Source organism: Candidatus Thermoplasmatota archaeon, from assembly GCA_022848865.1.
Taxonomy (GTDB): domain Archaea; phylum Thermoplasmatota; class Thermoplasmata; order RBG-16-68-12; family JAGMCJ01; genus JAGMCJ01.
In genome coordinates this window covers 1-21960 of the sequence record JAJISE010000023.1, presented here as the reverse complement: position 1 = coordinate 21960, position 21960 = coordinate 1, and the positions used below count along the sequence as shown (strand labels likewise).

Genomic DNA, 21960 nt, shown 5'->3' with positions numbered 1-21960 from the left:
TACTAATAGATTTCTGCTGGCACATCGCTCATTCTCAGGTTCACCTCTTGGCAATGGACGCGGACGGATGGCGCGGCCGCTACCATAGGGCATTTGAGGTCAATCCCTTTGGGACATTGAGATGTCCGAAGGACCGGAAGCTCGGGAGGGCGGCCAAGCCCAACACGAGGATCGCTCCCGCTAATCTAGATGGAATCTCACCCAACACTAGAACGGAGATCAAAAAAGCCGTAACCGTTCAGGGGACTCCCCTATCCACAACTCGAGTGTGAATCTTCATTGTGTAACTGTTTTTCCGAACGAGAGCCTACCAAGAGCGCCCTGATCGACCCCGATCGCTATCGGAACGGGGGCGAGCTTTGTTGACAGTCAGGGTCCGACCCTTCATGTCCTTTCCATCAAGGCCCGTGATCGCCTTCTCGGCCTCATCATCGGTCGGCATCTCAACGAATCCGAATCCTCTCGACTGTCCGCTGAGCTTGTCGGTGATGATCTTGGCCGATGCGACCTCTCCGAAGGCTTGGAAAGCCTCCAGAAGTTCACTCTCGGTGACCTCACGCGGTAGATTTCCTACGTATATGTTCATTCTATTCCTCTTGCGTCTCCCGATACTGTCCAGGAGACGTCTCAGTCGCCTGCTAGTACAGCCAAACCATTTAAGCCTTTGGTCATGCTGGTTGGCCGATGTTCATCTCGCCGCGCCCGCATTGACGCATGGCACCAGGCCTCAGCGGTTCAGCCGGTTCTCGTTCGGTGACATGCTTGCGCGGTGCTTTATACAAAACGGTGTACCAGAATGCTTATAGGATTGGAGGTGGTTTGATATCATGCCCGACTGCGATTTGGAGACGCTACATCCCGGTTTGTCCTTCCGATCCGTGGTCGGTCGTCCAGGACGGAAGACCCGCTGTTGTTTTTCTCCTGCATGCAGGGAGCCGTCCTGGGCGGGCACCTTTTCAGATGGTTGCTGGGCATATTGACGACACAGGGCCAAGTCCGCTCAAGGTCTTGGAACGGGCTCGGGTCTCCGGAACGGCCGACGTATCATAGCGAAAGAACAAGGACAAGCGTTTCCGTCCCGCCGTCATCATCCGTCACCGTGAGAGTGATTGTATGTGTTCCCGATGTGGTGAAGCTATACTGAACCGTGTCTGTGACCGTGATCGGGTTCACTTCAGGCGAGGGATACGGATCGGGTCCGACTCCGTCATTGTAGTACACCTTCTCTGTCGTATTGCCGTCTCCCCAGTCCCACGTGAATGTGAGGTCGTCGCTCCCCGCGTCGGATGCGGTCGCCATGAATGTGATGTTGTGTCCCAGGAAGTAGGGCGAGAAGTCATCAATCTCCCATGTCCACGTGTCCTCGTGTCTCACGTTGAACGTGTGATGTATCCTCTCCTCCCCGTCCTCGTAGTCGAGTATCACCCACGCGGGTGTTGCCCCCCAGATCTGTCCGTTGATGGGATCGTCCTCGGGCGTGTAGTACGCCACCGCCGAGTACGTCTTCGAGAAGTCTATCGAGAACTCGCCGAGGTCGGCCATCTGCTCGTTCGGGCTGCCTGGATATCGAGTGATGCTTGCGTATCCGACTTCCGTCCCGTCCTCGTACAGGTATATCTCAACGTTGTGCCACTTCTCACCCGCGATTCGGAAGGCGAAGGATGCGTTGAGGTAGTACTCTGCTCCCCCCACTGAGGGGGCGATGTTGAGAACTGTGATGTTGCAGATATCCCAATCGCTTAGCCCAGACCCGTCTGTCACGGTCAACGTGACGACGTAGAGACCGTCGTCTCCGTAGATGTGAGTTGGCGTGGGGCCGGTCGCATCCGCGTCGTTTGTGAGATTGCCATCGCTGTCGGAATCGACGAGATGGTTCATGTCCCATTCGAAGTCCAGCACGCCCTCAGTCTGGTATCTCACGTTCCAGCCAAGAAGCGATGGGGTTTCGTTCCTCTCCGTCGTGAGAACCGCTTTCAGCTTGATACCTGGGAAGAGAACCGGATCGATGAGCCCGTCAAGCGAGAGAGGGCAGTCGTCTGGACGGATATTCTGCAGTATGGACGAACCGGACTCATCGAGGACCTGAATCTCGATCTGCGTCCTCTCCGGCTCGGTCGCTTCAACATCCAGCACGCCCCACGACAGCAATCCCTCGGGAGAGATCAACTCCGATACGATCCAGCCAGGTGTCTTGTACCCGAAGGCCCTGATGCTGATGTTGTCCGCGAGACCCTCCCCGATGTGCGGCTTGTTGTCAATCTCGCCCTCGCCGTAGCTACCAATCCCGTATTTCGAAAAGACGAACCCCTCATCCAGGACTTTCGAGCCGTTTGTGACTATGTTGCCAGAGTCGTCGCGTACGTGCGCTGACATCGTCCTTGTCTCCGAATCCCAAGTGACTCTGGAGGTGAAGAGCTCCGAATAGTGCTTGTCTTGATCAATCCCGTACACAATGTGAGCTCCGCCGGCGTCATCAATCATGAAGTTGAACAGTCCGTCCAGGTCCCCGTGGTCTGGGTCGCCTCCATAGACTCGGACCAAGAGAGTATTGTTCGTGGGACCGTGCTTCTGCCCGAGCCGCCAGCTCTCCTTCTTCTGCAGGAGAAGCGGGTCACCAATGGCATAGGTGTCCGCCCGCCAGTACATGTAGTCCACCTGAGCGGAGAAATCCATGGAATCGGTTATCGGGAATGGCGGGAATCCAACGAGCTTCTCGTAGTGGTCGAGTAGATCCTCGCGGTCAGTGTACCATTGAATCGCCTTCCTGCTCGCGTTCCACCAGATACGGTTGATGGGCATGTCATCTTCGATCACGAACCCCGGATCAGTGTCGAAGGTATGCATGATGGAGAGGCTCACGTTCTGGAGGACTATGCTTCCGTCTAGGATCGTGGCGTTGACAATCTCGGATATCTTCGCGCTGTTCCCGAAGGTATCCTCCCAGAGCCCGAAGGAGGAGCCCCGGGAGCCGGTTCCGTTTAGCTGAACCACGTCGCCTTCGTAGCCTGTCTGGTCAGGCCCTGCATCGGCAATCGGTCCGCCGCCACATTCGCCAATCTCTATCTCTGTAGGAATCCAGCCATGTACGGTCTCGTTGGGCCGGGGAATCTCGTAGAACAAGATCGTATATCTTCCCGGAGGCACCTGTTCTCCCGAAGGAGGCTGACCGTAAGGAAAGCGGTAGGTCTGGTTCCACGTTCCGTTCAAGGTCCCCATGAATCCACCGGTGGCCAGGAGTAGATTGGCGGTCTCGAACACGGGGTCGCCAGCTGAGTCGGTTATCGCCCAGAAGTTAATGGGGAAGTCCCCAATGGTGGGAACCCCTGCCCACCCTGTTGCCGTGATGTTCACATACTCCCCGGGGTAGTAGCACGCTCTGTCAGTGCTCATGACGACCTCGCCGCTCGGAAGCGAGGGTTCGTCTCCCCCGGAGTGGCATGGAAACAGCATGATCGCGGCCACGAGCAACACCCCTCCGAATGTGTCTCTCTTCATCTCCCCCGCACTCCAATCTCTATTCGAGTTCTGGCCTATAAGAAGGTTTCTGTGGATGGCGCGCCTTGGATGGTTGATGGACTCGTTCCCAATGCGATGCACTGCAGGAGTCTCCAGTCTACAGCTCCACTTCGCCCTTGGTCACGTTCCCGGGCAGGTCCTCTCCTGGTTCTCGTGTCGTGCTCGATAATGGAGTGCGACGTTTCGCAGACAGGAAAAACTCTCTGTCCCCCACGGCCGCCATAAGAGCCGTTCGGTTTCGACTGGTTTCAGCCGAGCGTCCCCCTTTCCCTCACTTCTCATTGACATAGTCACCGTCAATATGGGTATGAAGATGGAAAGCCTGCTCGTCACTGCTATTGCGTTCACCTCTGTGACGTCCGGTTTCCATTGACCCTGTCCAGAGTTTGCCTGTCTTACATTCAACTACTCTAGGCTTATATACCACGAAACGAATTGACCAGATTGTTGGGAGGATATCCATGCGAAAAGCTGCAGCTTCGCTATGCTTTCTCATACTGGTCTTGTCTATCGCTCCTCAGTCATGCAGTGATGAGAACGGGGAGGAAGAACCTCTCGGATCAGCGATACTGAAAGTCGGGACACAGTCGGACTTTCAGACATCCAATCTTCTCGACTATTGGATACAAACTGGGCAACCTGAGTTTGAGTGGACGGGTAACATCTTGCGTCCCGTGTATGGTCCAGTGTCTCATCTAGATCCCGTCACGGAAAGGCCCATCCCGTATCTGCTCAAAGGGATCGATGCAGATGAGAATGGTGTGCTCGACCTGGATGAGTACGGTATCTTCAGCAAAGTGGACGGAACGGCCCCATTCGAGGTCACCGCCTACTATGATTTCAACGGAGTTCTTACTCACGATGGCATCCAGATGACGATTCATGACCTTCTCTTCAGTTATCATGTGAGAACACTGTGCCCGCTTTCCTCCGAGAATGAAGTACTCAAGGACAACGGGGGTCTCCCGGGATCGAACTACTCAACGACTAAGTGGCTCAATGTCTGGCCTGCCACCGACGTATGGGATCCTTCAATACCAGTGGGGCCGGATATTGCACTCACGTTCGCCCTTCACTTCTCTCAACACGGCCTCTACTTGGACTTCATAAGGGTCACGCTGAGTAGCGTTGTACCTGTCCCTAGACACATATGGGAGGGAACGGGCAAAGTCTGTCTACAGGCTGTTGACGGTGTCTGCAACAACTGGCGGCAGAACATCCACTCCGACTTCGGCTATGCCTATGACATGATAACAAAGAACGGGGTACCGGACTCGAATCCGAGCCATTTCGACTATTTCACGGCGGAGAACTGGTCTCCCGCCGTCGATGAGGTCGTTGGGGTCGGACCATTCGCTGTCAGCAACTGGACTGTCGGCACGTCTGTGGAAATGAACAGATTCGAGGACTACGGAGCCGATGCGCTTGACTGTGTGAAGGTAGGAACCCCTCCGGTCTGCCAGGGGGAGTTCTTCGCATACATGCACAAACCCTACATCGATGGAATGGAGTTCCTGCCGTACAGCTCCGAACCAGATGCCGTATCTGCCCTCCATGCCGGTGACATAGACATAATCTCTTGGCCCCTTCCCCGCTCCTATGCTGATGGCCTGCTCTCTGATTCGAACATCAGCATATCGACTATCTTGGATAACAGATTCTACTACCTCGGCTACAACATGAGGTCTTCCCCGCTCGGCTATCCAGGCAACGATCCGTCACAGGGTGACGACGGCTACTATTTGAGAAAGGCCATTTCTCATCTTATAGACAAGCAGGCGATTGTGACGAACCTGCTCCAAGGGTATGGCATGACCGCTACTCAACCGATCTTCCCTCAATGGGAGCGATGGCTCAATGCCTCAGTCACGACCTACGAGCACAACCTCACAATCGCTCAGCAGGTCCTGGATGACTACTATACCGTTGGGGGACTCGGTCTCGGGTACAATGCAAGCGGTTTTCGCAATCTTCCCATAATCGGTGACAGAGCCATCGAGATAATCTGCCCCGAGGTCAGCTACGACCCTGTTCGTGCAGGCGCATGCGACATGATAGCGGAGAACGTGACGGCTGTCAATCTGAACGCAACTGCGAACCATCTTGATATGGCAGTCCTCTTCGATCGTATTAACAATCTGAACATGGAGATGTGGGTTCTGGGTTGGATCATAGGTTCGGGGCCTCCTCTCTACTACGGTGCGTTCTTCCATTCCTCCAATGCGACTGGCGGACAGAACTACAACGGGTTCAACAACGCGACGTTCGACGTATTGATCGACAACGTGACCGCCGAGTATGACACATACAGACAGGAGGACGGAATCAAGCAGTGCAGCGGGTTACTCGCAGACGCTCTTCCTTACGACACACTTTATTTCGTGCATTATCTGGAGGCCTATAGGGAGGACAGGTTCATCAACTGGACCATCGGAGTTGAGGATTCGATCTTTGTCGGCTCATTCTGGTCGTGGATCGGAATACACCCGCCGACTTCCATCTCCGTCGAGATTGCTTTCCTTGACGGGAACGTCGTGAATGAAAACGAGACACTCCTCTTTGAGGTTCTTGTCACTGATGGAATCGGAAATCCAGTCGACAATGCGGCAGTCACGATATCATGCAGTCCTGCGGGTCCCACCATTGTTCCAGACTCCGGATTGACGGTTGGTGGGTCACTGGGACCAGTCATGTTTGCTGCTCCAGAGATTGTCGATTCGAATAGGTACTTCGCTGTAACTGCGAATGCAAGCAAGTGGGGATTCACTGGGAATGACACGGAATTGGTCACAGTGGTCAACAGCCACCCTCCGACACTGACAGGCGCGCGCCTGTCGGGGACGGGGTATGAGAATGTGACCATCGAATGGGCGCTGTCGGAGGACGACGGGCAAGGAGACCTCAGCGTTACCGGCTACGAGATACTAACTGGCTCTGCCTACGACCCCGATGGAATGGGGTACTTCCTTCTCGGTTCCGTAGCAAACGGGACTGCTCAATACGAGCACATAGGAGCTGGTGATGGTGACCCAAACAGGTACTTCTACCTGGTCTGCGCGATGGATTCGGGCGATAACTCATCTTGTTCGAACGAACAGGCAGCAAAATTCAATCGCCCGCTCACGAAGGGTCCCAATCTCGTGTCTGTCCCGCTCATTCAAATCAACGAGGCCATAGAACCGGTCCTTCAGACAGTCGGATATGACAAAGCCTGGTATTACGACTCCTCCTCTCGGGAGTGGAAATGGTACATGAAATCCAAGGGATACAGGAAAGGAATGTGGAATGCGAATCACACCATGGGCTTGTGGGTGAATGTGACGAGCAACTGCAACCTCACCGTGGCGGGAATCGTTCCCGCTCAGACGACGATACATCTCCATGCCGGATGGAACCTCGTATCATTTCCCTCCTTCAACTCCTCCTACACCGTTTCAGACCTTAAGGCGGAGATCGGAGCCACAAGGGTGGAGGGGTATGATCTTGCCCCGCCGAACTTCCTGAGAGTGCTCGGGAACGCGGAAGTGCTTCAGGCGGGAGAGGCGTATTGGGTGAAGGTAGAAGCAGACACTGTCTGGACGGTGGAAGTGTCGTAGTGCAATGAGAAGTACGACGCGTCTCACCCGAATGCTAGAATATCACAGCTCAACTTCGCCCTTGGTCACGTTCCCGGGGATGTCCTTGGCGTATGCTTCCACGACCGTGCCCTCGATGCCGTTCTCCTTCTGCGTCTTGTAATGCCATGCCGCGACATTGTACTTGTCCTGGACCGCATCGCCTTTCTCGATGATCTCGCCCTCCCGCCTGAGCACGACGTGAACAGAGGTGACCTCAACGTCGTCCAAGGCCTCGACGACTATCTCCCCTCCCTTCTTGCCCGTGTACTCCTCCATGCCTATGGAGAAGATGTCCGGCGGGTGGAAGAAGTCCTTGATGGCCACGTTGTAGACGGTGAGTCTCTTCCTGTCGGCGATGCGCTCGTAGGCCTCGGGCACGAGCTCTTGATCGATGGTTCCCTTCGCGTACGAGGTCGCCCGCCTGAACCGCATCTGATGGTCGAGCTGCTTCTCCGAGAACTTCCTGTCGTCCGGGTAGTAGGGATAGCTCGCGAGATACGGTCTTCCTTTCCACGTCTTCGCGATGAGCTGCTTTCCCACTCCGCCGCTAGCATATTTCACAACCAGATTACCTTTTGATTTCATTGTTCTCCCCCTGATCTCGGTCCGTCCTGTCTCCAGGTTTCCTGCGGGACTCCTCCGAGATTCGTCCGTGAATAGCATACTTCTCTTATAAAACTTCCATACTACTACCAGACACTTGATTCGAACCTGCTCCATGATCCATATAGGCTCCGTATAGGCGTTCTATAAGCTTTTCATAGGCAGTTCATAGGATTCCTATATGCTCCGCATATGCTTCCTATAAGATACCTCCGCTCATCCTTCGAGATTCCTCCGAGAATCCTCTGTCCAACTTCTATTCTGAAAATCCCGCTCCTATCATCCCGCCTCTCGGAGATCCTGCTCGTGACCCGTAGAAACCGTTATAATGTAGTTACAATATAACCACACTGCACTTGTTGTACAACCGTGAGGAGGCGGAGGACCAGATGGCAGACCCCAAGAAACCCAAGGAAGTCAAGTTCGAGGTCTACGGTCAGGAGATGCTCGAGAAGGAGGTCAAGCAGGCGGGGAACAGCGGCAGGATCTACCTCCCGCCAGACTGGGTCGGCAAGAAGGTCAAGATCGTCAGGGTGGACTAATGCCGACGGACCCAATCAAGATCAGATCGCTCAAGCGCCAGGACGTTCAGTCCGCGCTCAAGATCCAGCGAAAGATAACGGGCCGAAGCCCGAAGGCGGGCTGGAAGAAGGAGCTCGAGACCCACATCAAGGACTACCCGCAGGAGTGCCTGGCCGCCGAGTACGCTGGCATATTGGCGGGCTTCATCATCGGAGAGGTCAAAACGCTCAAGTTCGGCGTCGAGAAGAGCGGCTGGATCGTCATCGTCGGAGTCGACCCCGAGTTCATGGGCCAGGGCATCGGCAAGAAGCTCGGCAAGAAGCTCCTGAGCCACTTCAAGCGCAAGGGCATAAAGCAGGTCTTCACCGCGGTCCCGTGGGACAGCAGCGACATGCTCGCGTTCTTCAAGTCACTGGGCTTCGAGAGAAGCGAGTTCATCAATCTGGAAAGGAGGTTGTGAATGATAGAGATGTTCAAGGAATGGTTCGACGCAAGACACGAGTACGCGAAGGAATGGAAGGAGAAGACGGGAGGCAAGGTCCTGGGCTACTTCTGCACGTACGTGCCGGAGGAGATCCTCTACGCCGCGGACGTTCTGCCCGTGCGCATCCTGGGAAGCCACGAGCCTCAGGACGTGACGGAGCCCTACATCTTCGGCATGTTCTGCCCCTTCTGCAGGGACTGCCTGGCGCAGGGGCTCAAGGGCAGATACGACTACCTGGACGGCATCATGATATCCCAGTCGTGCCTGCACATCAGGCAGGCCTACACGAGCTGGGAGATGCACATCCCCGTCCCGTACAGCTACTACCTGCCCATGCCCAACAACGTGCAGAGCCCGCGCGCGCTGCCCTACCTCGTCGGAGAGATGGAGAAGTTCAAGAAATCCGTGGAGGAGTGGACGGGCAAGACCATCACGGACGATGACCTCAACCGCGGGATAGAGATCATGAACCGCAACCGCGAGCTGATGATGCAGGTCTACGAGACGCGCAAGGGCGAGAAACCCCCGCTGACGGGCCTCGAGGCGATGTACATGGTCGTCTCCGGGCAGATGATGCACAAGGACGACCACAGCAGCACCCTCGAGGGCACGCTGAAGGAGCTGGACGGGCGCAATGCGGACAGGAACGTCGGACAGCGGCTGATGATCATAGGCAGCGAGGACGACGACACGGAGTTCATCAACATGGTCGAGGGCTGCGGCGCCACCCTTGTCGTGGACGACCACTGCACCGGGAGCAGGTACTTCTGGAACACGGTCGAACCCAACGGCAGCCCGCTCGAGGCGATAGCCCAGCGGTACATCGACAGGCCGCGCTGCCCGAGCAAGGACTGGGGCGAGCGGTCGAGGCTCCCGCACATCATGAAGCTCGCGAAGGACTACAACGCGGCGGGCGCCATCCTCGTGCAGCAGAAGTTCTGCGACCCGCACGAGCTGGACATCCCCGCGATTAAGAACGAGCTGGAGAGCAACGACATCCCGACGCTCTTCCTCGAGCTGGACGTGACAGTTCCGATAGGACAGTTCAAGACCCGCGTGGAGGCGTTCCTCGAGATGCTGATGGAGGAGGACCTATTCTGAGGTGATATGATGGCTGACAAGTATCCAACTGAGAAGCTGAAGACATGGGGCGAGGCCAAGGACATCCGCCTGGGCTACTACAAGGACTTCGCGGAGGCGCACGAGAAGGGCGGCCTTCGCTGGGCAGGCGGCGCGTGGGCGTTCGACGCGGTTCCCGCCGGGCTGGGGGACGACGTCCACTCGCTCACGGGAGAGCCGTACGCCGCCTCGATCGCGTTCAACAAGGAGTTCTCGGACGAGTGCCTTGAAGCGACGGAGAAGTACGGCTTCGCCCGCGACCTCTGCTCGTACATGCGCAACTACTGGGGCTCGATCCTGCTGAACAAGTACAACTTCGGCGGGGAGTTCCCCAAGCCGGACTTCATCTGGACGGACCACATCTGCTGCAGCCACGCGAAGTGGTACCAGGTCGCGGCAGAGCTCGAGGGCGGCGTGCCCTACTACTGCATCGATGTAGCGGTGGGCCCGCACGAGGAAGCGGACGAGAACCGCATCGAATACATCGTCGGGCAGCTGCACGACGGCATAGAGTGGATGGAGCAGGTCACCGGGCGCACGTACGACGACAACAAGCTCATCGAGGCCGTCAAGAACGAGTTCCGCTCGACCTCGGCGTGGGCGGAGACCTGCGCGCTGAACAAGGCAATCCCGGCACCGCTGGACGAGAAGTCGATGTACTCGCTCTATGTGCTCGGCACGCTGATGAAGCACAGCAAGGTCGTCGCGGACTTCTACGAGAAGCTCAGGGACGAGACCAAGGACCGCGTGGAGCGCGGGATCGCTGCGGTTCCGACCGAGACGACTAGGGTCATGACCGACACGCAGCCGCCGTGGGCGTTCCTCAGGGTGTTCAGGTACCTAGAGCAGTACGGGTGCGTCTCGATCGGCTCGCTCTACACGTTCGGGCTCATCGGCCTCTTCGAGGTGAAGGAGGACGGCTCGTGGGGACCGAAGACCACGCCCATGGAGTTGGGCACTTCCATAACCAACAGGGACGAGGCCCTCACGGAACTGGTGAAGTGGAACCTCGCCAAGCCTGAGTGGCAGCACTTCTACTCGCCCAAGTACAAGAGCGACATGATGATACGCATCGCCCGCGAGTGGAAGCTGGACGGCGTCCTGCTGCACTACAACCGCGGGTGCGAGGGCCTCAGTCTCGGCATCGCGGAGAACAGGCTCGCCCTCCAGGAGGCCGGATACCCGGTGATGATATTCGAGGGCAACATGGGGGACGAGCGGGAGTTCGACGAGGCGAGGACCATGGGGCGGATAGACGCGTTCATGGAGACCCTCGGGATCATGAAGGAGGTATGAGATGAAGGTAGCAGGTGTTGATGTCGGGGCGAAGTTCGTGAAGGTCATCCTGATGGACGACGGCAACGTGATAGCGAAGTCCAGCAAGCTCGTCGGCTTCGAGCAGAAGAAGTCCATCGACGATGCATTCCAGGAGGCGTTGGGCACGGCTGGCGTGAAGGAAGAGGACATCGGGTACATCACGGCCACGGGGTCAGGAAGGACCGCGGTCCACTTCAAGACGGACGAGCTGACGGAGGTGACCGCCGCCTCGAAGGGCGCCACGATGCTGGTACCGTCCGCGAGGACAGTGATCGACGTGGGCGCGGAAGAGGGAAGGGCCATGCACACCGACGCGGAGGGCAAGGTCCTGGACTTCGTGATAAACGAGCGATGCGCAGCCGGCGCGGGCTCCTTCACGGAGGCAATGGCTCGGGCCCTTGAGATAGAGGTCGAGGAGATCGGCCCGCTCTCGCTGAATGCAACGGAGGCGGTCCCGATGAACGCGCAGTGCGCCGTCTTCGCGGAGTCGGAAGTGGTCACGCTGGTCCACCAGAAGACGTCGAAGGAGAACATAGCCCGCGCGATCCACGACGCGATCGCGAGCCGCATATCATCGATGGCGAGAAGGCTGTCGATAGAGCAGGACATCGTGCTCGTGGGCGGCATGGCGAACAACGTGGGCTTCGTGGAATCGCTGAAGAGGGAGCTCAACATGGACGTGACTATTCCAGAGGATCCTGAGTACGTTGCTGCTCTCGGCGCGGCGAGGGTCGCGTCCGCACGCGCAGGAGGTGGTTCCTGATGGAGAAGAAGGAGTCGGAGTATTGGCGATGGAAGGAGTACAACTGGAAGTCACCGGAGCTGAACTGGGAGGATTTCGAGATAATAACCGCAGGCGTGGACATCGGCTCGGTGAGCTCGCAGGCGGTTGTCATGGGCGACGGTGAGCTGTTCGCCTACAGCAACATGAGGACGGGGTCGGACAGCCCGGAAAGTGCCAGGAACGCGATGGACTGGGCGCTCAAGGACACGGGGATGAGCCTCGACAAGATCCGATACGTCGTCGGCACGGGCTACGGGCGAGTGAACGTGCCCTTCGCGAACAAGGCGATAACCGAGATCGCGTGTCACGCTCGCGGCGCCAACTGGATGTACGGACCGTCCGTGCGAACCGTCCTGGACATGGGCGGGCAGGACTGCAAGGCCATCCGATGCGACGAGCGCGGGAAGGTGACCGCCTTCCTGATGAACGACAAGTGCGCTGCGGGCACAGGGAGAGGAATGGAGGTCTTCGCGGACCTGCTGGGCGTGCACATACAGGACATCGGCGAGCTGTCTTTCGATATCGACGAGGAGCCGCCCGAGGTCAGCAGCACTTGCGTCGTCTTCGCGAAAGCGGAAGCGTCCCAGCTCCTCAGAGAGGGCTGGCCGAAGAACAAGGTCATAGCCGCCTACTGCGCCGCAATGGCGCACCGAGTGTTCACGCTGATCGAGCGGCTGGGCATGGAGAAGGAGTTCGCCATCACGGGCGGCATCGCGAAGAACGTGGGCGTGGTCAAGAGGATAGAGCGGGAGCTCAAGATCGAGGCCCTCAAGACGGAGAAGGACACCCAGATCGCGGGCGCGGTCGGCGGTGCCCTGTTCGGAAAGACGCTCGTGGAGAAGGGAAAAGGATGAAAGCGAACTACGGCTACAAGGACGGCTCGGGCGAGTACTTCATCACCATAGACACGGACAAGTGCAACTGCTGCGAGGAGTGCGTGAAGGTGTGTCCCGCAGGCGTGCTGGAGATGGTGGCCAACGACTTCGACATCGAGGCCGATGACATGCCCGCCGTCACGGAGAAGGAGCGCTGGAAGATCAAGTACACGTGCGCGCCGTGCAAGCCCGTGGGCAAGGAATCCACGCCGCCGTGCATAGAGGCGTGCAAGGAAGACGCGATCGAGCACTCCTGGTAATCGGGATTGAGTCGCATGGTATCCATTCGCATCGATGAAACCGAGTTCTCCGCAGAGGACGGAGACTCTATTCTGCAGGCCGCGGACAGGACGGACGTCTACATCCCCAGGCTGTGCTACCATCCGAGCCTGCCGCCAGGCGCTGGCGGGAAGCCCGCCGAGGTCGTGTATCGCGGCGAGGACAAGTTCGAATGCGCGTCCCCGCGGGAGTTCGACGGCTGCAGGTTATGTCTCGTCGAGATCGAGGGAGAGGAGGAGCTCGTCCGCGCGTGCGACACGCCCGCCGAAGAAGGCATGGTGGTCCTGACTAACACCGAACGCGTCGTGGCGGAGAGGCGAAAGAACCTCAGCAAGATACTGGCGACGCACCCGCATGTCTGTCTGACGTGCGAGCAGGTTGAGGGCTGCCCGCGAGAGCCGTGCTCCATGGACGTCCCTTGGGAGGAGCGGTGCTGCCCGGAGCTCGGGCGGTGTGAGCTGCAGAGGGTGGCCGAGTACATCGGCATACCGATCGACACGCCTAGATACGTCACGCGAAAGCTCTCCATTCAGGATCAGGAACCGCTCATCGTGCGCGACAACGAGCTCTGCATCAACTGCACCAGGTGCGTCAGGGCGTGCGGCGAAGTGCGGGAGATCAACGCGCTCGGCTTCATCTTCGACGGCGAGGACTACATCGTCGGCACGGTGGCCCCCACGCTCGGCGACTCGGACTGCAAGTTCTGCGGCGCTTGCGTAGAGGTCTGCCCGACAGGTGCGTTGCAGGACAAGGGCATCGAGTTCGCCACCCGCGAGACGGACCTCGTCCCGTGCAAGAGGGACTGCCCTGTCGGGATCGACGTCCCGCGATACATCCGACTCATCAAGGAAGGGAAGTACGCTGACGCGACCGCTATCGTGCGGGAGAAGGCGCCCTTCCCGCTGACGCTCGGCATGGTGTGCTTCCATCCGTGCGAGGAGACCTGCAGGCGAGGAGAGGTGTCCGAGGCCATAGCCATCTGCGGGCTGAAGAGATACGCCGCCAAGAACGACGACGGCTCGTGGAAGAGCAGGGCCAAGACCCGCCCGGACACGGGGAAGAGCATCGCAGTCGTGGGCTCGGGACCCGCCGGACTGACGGCCGCCTACTACCTGAGGAGGCTCGGGCATTCGGTCACGGTCTTCGAGGGCGATTCGGAGCTTGGCGGGATGATGCGCTCCACCTTCCCGAGCTACAGGCTGCCCGACGAGCCGCTGGACAAGGACATCGAGGACATACTCGAGCTTGGCATCGAGGCGAGGACGAACACGAAGGTCGGTGAGTCCGTATCGCTTGAGCAGCTCAGGAACGAGCACGACTCCGTCCTCATCGCCACGGGTGCGCAGCTCAGCAGAAGGCTGGACATCGAGGGCTCGGACCATCCGGACGTCCTGTGGGGCGTCGACTTCCTGCGGGAGGTTCGGGCGGGAGCCGCCAAACCGCTGAGCGGGACGGTTCTGGTCATCGGCGGCGGGAACGTGGCGATTGACGTTGCGCTCTCCGCTCTGAGGAACGGCGCGGAGAAGGTGGACCTCGCGTGCTTGGAGTCGGACGAGGAGATGCCCGCCTTCGAGTGGGAGATAGAGGAGGCCCGCAACGAGGGCGTGAACATGAACACCTGCTGGGGACCCAAGCGCATCACGATCGTGGACGACAAGGTGACGGGCATCGAGCTGAAGTGCTGCACGCGCGTGTTCGATGACAACGGGCGATTCAGCCCGCAATACGACGAATCCACGTGCACGATGATGGACGCTGACTACGTCATCATGGCGATAGGTCAGGCGCCCGACTTCTCATTCCTGGGCGAGGATGTGCAGACGCGTGGACCAGTGATCGTGACTGACGCTTCAATGGCGACCAATGTATCCGGCGTCTTCGCGGGCGGGGAAGCCGCCAAAGGGCCCGCCTCGGTCATAGACTCGATCCAGACAGGCAGGGACGCGGCCATCTCGATAGACCGCTACCTTGGCGGGAACGGAGAGATCGAGGAGGTCCTTGCGCCCGATGTCGAGTTCTCCCAGAGCTTCGGCAGGGAGGAAGGCTTTGCGGGCAGGAAGATGACGGAGATGCCGTCGCTCCCGCTCAACGAGCGGACGAAGAGCTTCGACCTGATACAGCTGGGCTATGGTGAGGATGACGCCCGCCTGGAGTCGAGCAGGTGCCTGCAGTGCGACATGCGGCTCAAGCTCGAGAGGCCGAGGTTCCCGCCAGAGAAGTGGCTCGCGTTCACGGAGGAGAACATCGATGCTGTCCCGGAAGCGGACGGCGTGATCCAGCTGCTCGATGAGAACAAGGAGGTCGTCTACATCGCGGGATCGCAGAACATGAGGGCGACCCTGGCGGGGGAGCTGCAGACGAAGGACGACGCGAAGTTCTTCACGTTCGAAGAGGACATGATGTACACCAAGAGGGAGACCGAGCTGATACAGCAGTTCCTCCAGAAGAAGGGGAGCATGCCCAGGTACAACGACGAGATGGATGATCTGTTCTAGAGAGCGCCTAGACTCATAACTCGCTACTTAGGCGCGTAAGGATGTATCTCGTCCAATCTCGCCTTTCTCGGACCTTCATCCGTCTCGATGATGACCCATGGATTGCCGAAAAGCCTCATGAACTCCTTGCACCTGCCGCACGGTGGTATGACTCCGTCATCGCCGTTCTTGTGCCAGCACGCCACGATCGTCTCGACCTCCGTGTGACCTTCGCTGTACGCCTTCCCCAGGGCCGTGTACTCCGCGCACATCGAGCAAGGCGCAGATTCGGGATGGTCGATGTTCGGACCCGAGAAGATATCACCGTCTTTCGTGCGCAGGGCGGAGCCAACCGCGGACAGCTTCTCTCCGTTCCATCGAACTCTGGTGAACTTCTTGGCGACCTCGCGGGCTAGATCAACGAGCTCTCTGTCCTTCTCGTCCAAGGGTCTCATGAGCGGCTGATATGCCTGCCGCGTATAAAGGATTCTTGGAAACACCCGAAAAGATAAGGAACACCGAACGCTATTCCTTCCTAGATGTGTCCCGTGGAGGAGATCGCGTTCGAGGAGATACTGGAGGACCCCTTCAAGATCAAGATGCTCTCGGAGGGGCAGATCGAGCGCACCCAGAGGAAGCTGAAGACGCTTCTTGATGTGGAACCCGCGCTCGTGCGTCTTCAGGACCCCCGCCCGGCGGTCATCATCGGGGACACCCACGGGGACCTGAGGACCGTCATATCGATCCTGAGCAAGGAGTTCCTCCCGCCAGAGGACAGGCCCTACCTAATCCTCCTCGGCGACTACGTTGACAGGGGACCGAACCAGGTGGCGACGGTCAACCTCATCAGCATGCTGAAGGTGCACTTCCCCGACCGAGTGGTCATGCTCAGGGGCAACCACGAGAGCGAGGAGTTGAACAACATCTACGGCTTCCGCCGCGCGGCTACGGACCACCCGTGCATCGGAGAGTCAGGATTCAAGCGATATCAGGATGTGTTCGGAGCCATGCCCCACTGCGTCCTGCTGGAGTGGAACCGCGTGTTCGGCGTCCACGGCGGGACCCCGTTCGACCCGCACCACGAGGGCCCGTTCTCCCTGGGCGAGCTGAAGGCTCTCAAGAAGGCCAAGCGTCTCGAGGACCTGGAGGAGGCGAGCCGCCAGATGATGTGGGGTGACCCGAGCGAGGACCTGCAGGCAGAGGAGGGGTTCGAGTTCAACTTCAAGCGCGGCTTCGGGTACCTGTTCGGCCGCCGGATCTTTGACGAGTTCATGGACAGCAATGACATCTCCCTGGCGATAAGGAGCCATCAGATGTTCCAGGAGGGGTACTGGTACTTCTTCGACAACCGCCTGCTGAGCATTCTCTCGACGAGGCACTATGAAGGATACAACATAGAGCCGCACTACGTGAAGGTCGACGTCGACGGCGGCCTGCAGCTCCTAGAGGTCTAGGCTCCAGATGGCGCCTTCGTCCTCGACCTTGAACCCGACTGACCGGTACACCCTCTCCGCGGGAGGGTTCCACTCGTCCACGCCGACGTAGAGCGTGTCCATCCCCTGGTCCCAGTGCCACTGCATCCCGTTGTGCAGGAGGGCCTTCCCGATGCCCCTGTTCCTGTGGCCTTTGGCGACGCCGAAGAGCCTGATCCATCCCGCATCGATCTTGTGCACCTTGTTGTGCATCAGCTCGATCTCGGAGATGCAGACGCCGACGACCTTGTCCTCCATCACGGCGAAGTTGATCCTGACGATATTGGGCGATGACTCCTTCCACTTCCTGAGCGAGTCGATCGTGTTCGGCGTGTAGTTCTTGTCCTCGGAGAAGGCATCGTTCTCTAGAGTCACAAGGTCCCCGAGCTGCTTGTCCTTCGCCTTGGATAGCATGAAGTCCCTGAAGCCTAGGCCTTCGGGCAAGGCCATCTCCGGCAGTTCCCTGCCCTTCTTGACCATGAAGAACTCGCGGTGGACCGCGCTGAAGCCGAAGTCATGTCTGACCGTGTCCCTCCAGTCGGTCCCCTTCAGGTCGAAGTACTTGGCCTTCCGGATACCTTTGGCGCGGAGGTAGTCCACGGACCGCTGCACGATCTCGTTCTCCACGCCTCTCGCCCTTTCCTCTGGATGAACCCACACGCCGAGCCATCCGTCGCTCTCTCCCGCCTGCTGGCGCAACTTCGAGACCCTGGCACCGCCGTAGCCGAGCAACTTGCCCGCCCGTTCCGCGACCCAGTGACCCTCCACATCCCACTCCTCGTGCTCGAACGTGTTCTTCCTGAACTCCTCCAGCTCGTGGACCTCCCAGAGCGGGTTGTCTCGGTTTGAGGCATTGATGACATCCAAGATTACGGGTAAGTCTTCCACTCTCGGATGTCGATACTCGATGCTCGACATCGCTCCAGGAAATCCCTTCGAACCAGATAAGCCTGTTGGTCATGCATAATGCATATAAGCGGCACTGGCTATCGTGCTTCAGAATGACCAAGGAGGAGGAACTCGTCAAGGATGGCTGGGAGAAGCAGTCGATCATATCTGAGCCCCGCCTGAGCGAGGCGGTGGAGACGTACAAGGAGCTCGGATTCGAAGTCAGGATCGAGCCAGTCGACCTAGAATGCATGGACGAGGACTGCAAGGAGTGCTTCGTGGGCGAGGACTGCAAGGTCATCTTCACGCGGAAAAGAACCCTTTAAGAACCCCTATCGCTTTTCCCATTAACCCTCGGGGAGGAAGGACATGGCTTGGCTGGACATGGGCGAATCACTGCGAGTCAACGCGGCGAAGTTCCCTGACAAGATGGCCCTCAAGGACGAGAGGCGGTCGGTGACATTCTCTGAGCTGAACACGCGAGTGAACAAGCTCGCGAACGCGCTCCTGGGCATGGGGCTCAAGAAGGGCGACAAGCTGGGAGTCGTCTCCTACAACTGCATCGAGTTCATGGAGGTCTACCTCGCCGCCGCGAAGTCGCGCGTGATCGTCGTCCCGCTAAACTGGCGACAGACCAGCAGGGCCTTCAAGTACATCCTCTCCAACTCGGATGCGTCCGCGATCATGGTCCACACGGACTTCGTGGACAGGATCAACGAGATAAGGGACGAGCTGTCCGTGGACCCTGGAAGGTTCGTCTGCCTGAACGGCGAGCCAGCGGAGGGCTACCTGGACTACGAGGAGCTGCTAGACGGGGGCAGCGAGGAAGAGCCTGCTGTCGAGATCAAGAACGAGGACACATGGGTCATCCTCTACACGTCCGGCACGACGGGCGTGCCCAAGGGCGTGGTGCGCTCCCACGCGTCGTACACGGCGTTCTACCTGATAAACGAGGTCGAGTTCGGCTTCAGGCACAGCGACTACGGGCTGATAGTGATGCCCCTTTTCCACGTCAACTCGACGTTCTACTCATTCGTCTTCACGTACATCGGCGCGAGCGTGTACATACACAAGGAGAAGAGCTTCGACCCTGAGGAGGTCCTGCAGATCATACAGAGGGAGAACATCACCTTCACGTCGCTCATCCCGACGCACTACAACCTGATACTCTCGCTTCCCGACGGGGTGAAGAGCAAATACAACGTCTCCTCGATGCGGTCCATCCTCTGCTCCTCGGCACCGGTGTGGAAGAAGACGAAGCTGGAGATAATGGACTTCTTCAAGGACGTGGAGCTGTTCGAGGCCTACGGGTCGACGGAGGCGGGGCTCGTTACTCTCCTGAGACCGGAGGACCAGATGCGTAAGCTGGGCTCCATCGGTCAGGAGTGCGCCGGCACGGACGTCCTCAGGGTGCTGGACGAGGACGGGAACGAGGTCCCTGTCGGCGACGTGGGCGAGCTCTACTCGCGCGGCCCGATGATGTTCGACGAGTACTACAATCAGCCCGAGAAGACGAAGGCCGCCTTCATAGGCGACTACTTCAGCGCGGGCGACATGGCGCGCAAGGACGAGGAGGGCTACTACACCCTCGTGGACAGGAAGGACAATATGATAATCACTGGCGGGGAGCATGTGTTCCCGTCCGAAGTGGAGGGCATGATCGGAGAGCACGTTTCGGTCAGGGCGGTCGCGATAATCGGAGAGCGGCACATCAAGTGGGGGGAGGCCGTGACAGCGGTCGTCGTTCTCAAGAACGGCAGAGAGTGCACCGAAAGGGAGCTCATCGAGTTCTGTCGGGGAAGGATGGCCGCCTTCAAGAAACCCAAGAAGGTGAGGTTCATCACCGAAGAGGAGATGCCCCGCACACCGACTGGGAAAGTCCTTCATCGGATACTGAGAGAGAGGTTCGGCAAGCCCGTCGAGTAGTCACATCATCGCGTAGAGGGCCGCACCGAACGCTCCCGTGAACTGCGGTTTTGGCGGTTTCAGTACTTCCCGCCCGAGCGCTTCCTCGAGCAGGTCGAAGAGAATTTCATTGTGCGCAACCACCCCGCCAGTGAGCACGACATCTCCGATGAGCGGGTTCATCTCCTGGATCCTCTTGATGACGGAGCCGAAGACCCCGCGAACGATGTCCTCCTGCTTCTCGCCCTCCCGGATCTTGGACAGTATCTCTGTCGCGGTGAAGACGGTGCAATAGGAGCCTATCTCGATCTCCCGCTCGGAGGACAGGGCGATCCCGTTCATCTCCTCCAAGGGGACGTCCATCCTGCGCGCTATCTCTTCCAGGAAGGCGCCGGTTCCCGCCGCGCACTTGCGGTTCATCTTGAAGTCGATGATCTTGCCCTCCACGTTCGTCCTGATGAGCTTCGTGTCCTGCCCGCCGATGTCTACTATCGTCAGCGCGCGGGGGAAGTGGTGATAGCAACCCTTGCAGTGGCAACTGATTTCGGTCCGGATGGAGTCCGCGAAGTCCACGTTCTTCCGCCCGAAGCCAGTGGCGACGACCTTGATCCCGTCAAGCTCCAGGCCAGCCCCGCTCAGGGCCTCCTTGTAGACCTCGTCCGCGACCTTGCGAAGCGACATGCCAGTCCGCTTGACCGCCGAAGAGAGCTCGTTCTTGCCCTCGTCGATTATCATGCACTTCGTGGCGGAAGCTCCGACGTCGATCCCGGCGAACACTCACCTCTCCTCCAGCTGCTCGATGAACGCCTCGATATTCGTCGTCGCCTGCTCGTCCGACCAGCAGCGCAGGTCGTTCAGGTCCCCGTCCAGCGTGAGCGTCGGTATCCCGTGGTCCTCCATCATCCTGGCGGGCATCCCGTAGCTCGCGTTCGAGTTCGCAGGACACGTCCTCGCGTCGTGGAAGATTATCCCGTCCGCCTTGAACCTCTTGATCTCGTCGAGGATGTACCTCTCCTTGGCGGGCTCGGAGCGGTTGACGAAGACCTTCGTGTACGCGAGGGCCATGCTCCTTATCGGGTCATCGGGCGTCATGTCGTCGAATACCCAGCTGTTGCAGTACGTGGACGCGACGAGACAAGTCCTCAGGTCGACGAACTGCTCTGAGAGCTTGCGCAGCCGACCCCAGACGGGCATGCCCTCCCAGTAGATGCGGAACCGCTCATCATCCACGGCGGCGATGCCGTTCTCGAGCCTCTCGTCCATCTCCGCCTTGAGCTGCTTGTAGTAGTCCACGGCGACCTGCAGCCCCCGCATGACGACGATCGGCGCCATGTGTATCGTGCCGTCGAAGAACGTGAGCGGCGATGGCACATGGACCGCCGTGTCAAGGAAGCCCTTCCAGAGCTCCGTCGCCTCGAGCGAGAGCGCGACCGCCTCCTTCAGCTTGGCCTCGTCCAGCCGCTCGCCGGTTATCTTCTCGAGCTGGGCGATCATGTCCTCGTACTGGACCGCCACGTCATCGACATGGTGCTCCTCCACCTCGTCCAGGTACTTTGGCGGGTGGATGCTGAAGACCGGAGCGTCGAAGCGCCGCCCGAAGAAGGAGAACCACTCGTACAGGTCGCGGCACTGGTTCGTGTTCACCGCCAGAACGTCGGGCTTCGGTATCGAGGACACGCCGTAGGCGTCCTTGAGCGGCGTCTCGTTCCTCAGATAGGCTCCTATGTCGCTCGTCAGGTACGAGCATATCTCGGGTGAGTACCCGACCGCGTTGGCGACGGGTATGTAATCATCAGCTATCTTTCGCGCGCCGATCAGCGCAGAGTGGTTCTCGGGGAAGTAGACCTTGAAGCCGAATGCCACGAGCACTTCCATCGGTCCGACGCTGGAGCACCACGCGACCTTACCGCCGTCGTTGGCGGCCTCGTCCAGTTCCTCGTAGTGCTGTGTCAGCAGTTCGCGCAGTTGCTTGGAGGCGCGGATCTTCTTCCTCTTCGGTTCGCTCAGCTCAATCCCCCTTCAGGTACACGTCCTGCTTCTCCTTGGCGATGCCGTTGGCCAGGGCGAAGGTCCGGCCCGCGTAGGAGATGTTCAGCTTGCCGGTG

General features: G+C 58.8%; 19 protein-coding genes. 12 read left to right on the top strand and 7 right to left on the bottom strand.

Going from position 1 to position 21960, the window contains the following annotated elements; genetic code table 11:
- Positions 1-307: 307 nt before the first annotated feature.
- Both LN415_05780 and LN415_05775 read right to left on the bottom strand, forming a co-directional pair.
- Positions 308-586: an RNA-binding protein gene (locus LN415_05780; GenBank protein MCJ2556604.1), complete on the bottom strand. Its 279-nt coding sequence runs from the start codon at positions 584-586 to the stop codon at positions 308-310.
- A gap of 458 nt (positions 587-1044) precedes the next feature.
- Positions 1045-3495, bottom strand: a complete 2451-nt coding sequence (locus LN415_05775; protein MCJ2556603.1) for a PKD domain-containing protein — start codon at positions 3493-3495, stop codon at positions 1045-1047.
- A gap of 707 nt (positions 3496-4202) precedes the next feature.
- Here LN415_05775 and LN415_05770 point away from each other — a divergent pair.
- A complete protein-coding gene (locus LN415_05770; protein ID MCJ2556602.1) occupies positions 4203-7112 on the top strand; it encodes an ABC transporter substrate-binding protein in 2910 nt (969 codons plus the stop codon).
- A 42-nt stretch (positions 7113-7154) separates the two neighbouring features.
- On the opposite strand, the gene LN415_05765 is transcribed toward LN415_05770, so the two are convergent.
- A complete protein-coding gene (locus LN415_05765; protein MCJ2556601.1) occupies positions 7155-7718 on the bottom strand; it encodes a hypothetical protein in 564 nt (187 codons plus the stop codon).
- 407 nt (positions 7719-8125) lie between these two features.
- On the opposite strand from LN415_05765, the gene LN415_05760 reads away from it, so the two are divergent.
- The 8 genes from LN415_05760 to LN415_05725 are packed head-to-tail and all read left to right on the top strand — an operon-like array spanning position 8126 to position 15611.
- Positions 8126-8278: a DUF2080 family transposase-associated protein gene (locus LN415_05760; protein ID MCJ2556600.1), complete on the top strand. Its 153-nt coding sequence runs from the start codon at positions 8126-8128 to the stop codon at positions 8276-8278.
- A complete protein-coding gene (locus LN415_05755) occupies positions 8278-8718 on the top strand; it encodes a GNAT family N-acetyltransferase (protein MCJ2556599.1) in 441 nt (146 codons plus the stop codon). The genes LN415_05760 and LN415_05755 overlap by 1 nt, the downstream gene beginning before the upstream one ends.
- Complete coding sequence (gene bzdN / locus LN415_05750; protein ID MCJ2556598.1) at positions 8719-9843, top strand: benzoyl-CoA reductase, bzd-type, subunit N; 1125 nt, start codon at positions 8719-8721, stop codon at positions 9841-9843.
- Between the two features lie 9 nt (positions 9844-9852).
- On the top strand, positions 9853-11157 hold the full coding sequence (gene bzdO / locus LN415_05745) for a benzoyl-CoA reductase, bzd-type, subunit O (protein ID MCJ2556597.1): 1305 nt from the start codon (positions 9853-9855) through the stop codon (positions 11155-11157).
- 1 nt (position 11158) lies between these two features.
- Positions 11159-11941, top strand: a complete 783-nt coding sequence (locus LN415_05740) for an acyl-CoA dehydratase activase (GenBank protein MCJ2556596.1) — start codon at positions 11159-11161, stop codon at positions 11939-11941.
- Entirely contained in the window at positions 11941-12816 is an 876-nt protein-coding gene (gene bzdQ, locus LN415_05735; GenBank protein ID MCJ2556595.1) for a benzoyl-CoA reductase, bzd-type, subunit Q, read from the top strand. The genes LN415_05740 and bzdQ overlap by 1 nt, the downstream gene beginning before the upstream one ends.
- Positions 12813-13097: a ferredoxin gene (locus tag LN415_05730; GenBank protein ID MCJ2556594.1), complete on the top strand. Its 285-nt coding sequence runs from the start codon at positions 12813-12815 to the stop codon at positions 13095-13097. Before bzdQ ends, LN415_05730 begins: the two co-directional genes overlap by 4 nt.
- A 15-nt stretch (positions 13098-13112) precedes the next feature.
- Positions 13113-15611: an FAD-dependent oxidoreductase gene (locus LN415_05725; GenBank protein MCJ2556593.1), complete on the top strand. Its 2499-nt coding sequence runs from the start codon at positions 13113-13115 to the stop codon at positions 15609-15611.
- Between the two features lie 23 nt (positions 15612-15634).
- Here the strand turns inward: LN415_05725 and LN415_05720 are convergent, their stop codons facing one another.
- Complete coding sequence (locus LN415_05720) at positions 15635-16045, bottom strand: hypothetical protein (protein MCJ2556592.1); 411 nt, start codon at positions 16043-16045, stop codon at positions 15635-15637.
- Positions 16046-16138: 93 nt separating this feature from the next.
- On the opposite strand from LN415_05720, the gene LN415_05715 reads away from it, so the two are divergent.
- Positions 16139-17044 carry a metallophosphoesterase gene (locus tag LN415_05715; GenBank protein ID MCJ2556591.1) on the top strand — a complete coding sequence of 302 codons (906 nt, stop codon included), beginning with the start codon at positions 16139-16141 and terminating at the stop codon, positions 17042-17044.
- Here LN415_05715 and LN415_05710 read toward each other — a convergent pair.
- Complete coding sequence (locus LN415_05710) at positions 17033-17980, bottom strand: GNAT family N-acetyltransferase (GenBank protein ID MCJ2556590.1); 948 nt, start codon at positions 17978-17980, stop codon at positions 17033-17035. The two genes, LN415_05715 and LN415_05710, sit on opposite strands and share 12 nt — an antisense overlap.
- A gap of 83 nt (positions 17981-18063) precedes the next feature.
- On the opposite strand from LN415_05710, the gene LN415_05705 reads away from it, so the two are divergent.
- Both LN415_05705 and LN415_05700 read left to right on the top strand, forming a co-directional pair.
- Complete coding sequence (locus tag LN415_05705; protein MCJ2556589.1) at positions 18064-18276, top strand: hypothetical protein; 213 nt, start codon at positions 18064-18066, stop codon at positions 18274-18276.
- 43 nt (positions 18277-18319) lie between these two features.
- Entirely contained in the window at positions 18320-19876 is a 1557-nt protein-coding gene (locus LN415_05700; protein ID MCJ2556588.1) for an AMP-binding protein, read from the top strand.
- Here LN415_05700 and LN415_05695 read toward each other — a convergent pair whose 3' ends face one another.
- A complete protein-coding gene (locus LN415_05695) occupies positions 19877-20632 on the bottom strand; it encodes an acyl-CoA dehydratase activase (GenBank protein ID MCJ2556587.1) in 756 nt (251 codons plus the stop codon).
- Complete coding sequence (locus LN415_05690) at positions 20633-21730, bottom strand: 2-hydroxyacyl-CoA dehydratase family protein (protein MCJ2556586.1); 1098 nt, start codon at positions 21728-21730, stop codon at positions 20633-20635.
- Positions 21731-21960 lie beyond the last annotated feature (230 nt).

Coding starts and splice junctions, on each gene's coding strand:
- LN415_05780 (MCJ2556604.1), bottom strand. CDS start 586: ATGAACATATACGTAGGAAATCTACCGCGTGAGGTCACCGAGAGTGAA.
- LN415_05775 (MCJ2556603.1), bottom strand. CDS start 3,495: ATGAAGAGAGACACATTCGGAGGGGTGTTGCTCGTGGCCGCGATCATG.
- LN415_05765 (MCJ2556601.1), bottom strand. CDS start 7,718: ATGAAATCAAAAGGTAATCTGGTTGTGAAATATGCTAGCGGCGGAGTG.
- LN415_05760 (MCJ2556600.1), top strand. CDS start 8,126: ATGGCAGACCCCAAGAAACCCAAGGAAGTCAAGTTCGAGGTCTACGGT.
- LN415_05755 (MCJ2556599.1), top strand. CDS start 8,278: ATGCCGACGGACCCAATCAAGATCAGATCGCTCAAGCGCCAGGACGTT.
- bzdN (MCJ2556598.1), top strand. CDS start 8,719: ATGATAGAGATGTTCAAGGAATGGTTCGACGCAAGACACGAGTACGCG.
- bzdO (MCJ2556597.1), top strand. CDS start 9,853: ATGGCTGACAAGTATCCAACTGAGAAGCTGAAGACATGGGGCGAGGCC.
- LN415_05740 (MCJ2556596.1), top strand. CDS start 11,159: ATGAAGGTAGCAGGTGTTGATGTCGGGGCGAAGTTCGTGAAGGTCATC.
- bzdQ (MCJ2556595.1), top strand. CDS start 11,941: ATGGAGAAGAAGGAGTCGGAGTATTGGCGATGGAAGGAGTACAACTGG.
- LN415_05730 (MCJ2556594.1), top strand. CDS start 12,813: ATGAAAGCGAACTACGGCTACAAGGACGGCTCGGGCGAGTACTTCATC.
- LN415_05725 (MCJ2556593.1), top strand. CDS start 13,113: ATGGTATCCATTCGCATCGATGAAACCGAGTTCTCCGCAGAGGACGGA.
- LN415_05720 (MCJ2556592.1), bottom strand. CDS start 16,045: ATGAGACCCTTGGACGAGAAGGACAGAGAGCTCGTTGATCTAGCCCGC.
- LN415_05710 (MCJ2556590.1), bottom strand. CDS start 17,980: ATGTCGAGCATCGAGTATCGACATCCGAGAGTGGAAGACTTACCCGTA.
- LN415_05705 (MCJ2556589.1), top strand. CDS start 18,064: ATGACCAAGGAGGAGGAACTCGTCAAGGATGGCTGGGAGAAGCAGTCG.
- LN415_05700 (MCJ2556588.1), top strand. CDS start 18,320: ATGGCTTGGCTGGACATGGGCGAATCACTGCGAGTCAACGCGGCGAAG.
- LN415_05690 (MCJ2556586.1), bottom strand. CDS start 21,730: ATGGAAGTGCTCGTGGCATTCGGCTTCAAGGTCTACTTCCCCGAGAAC.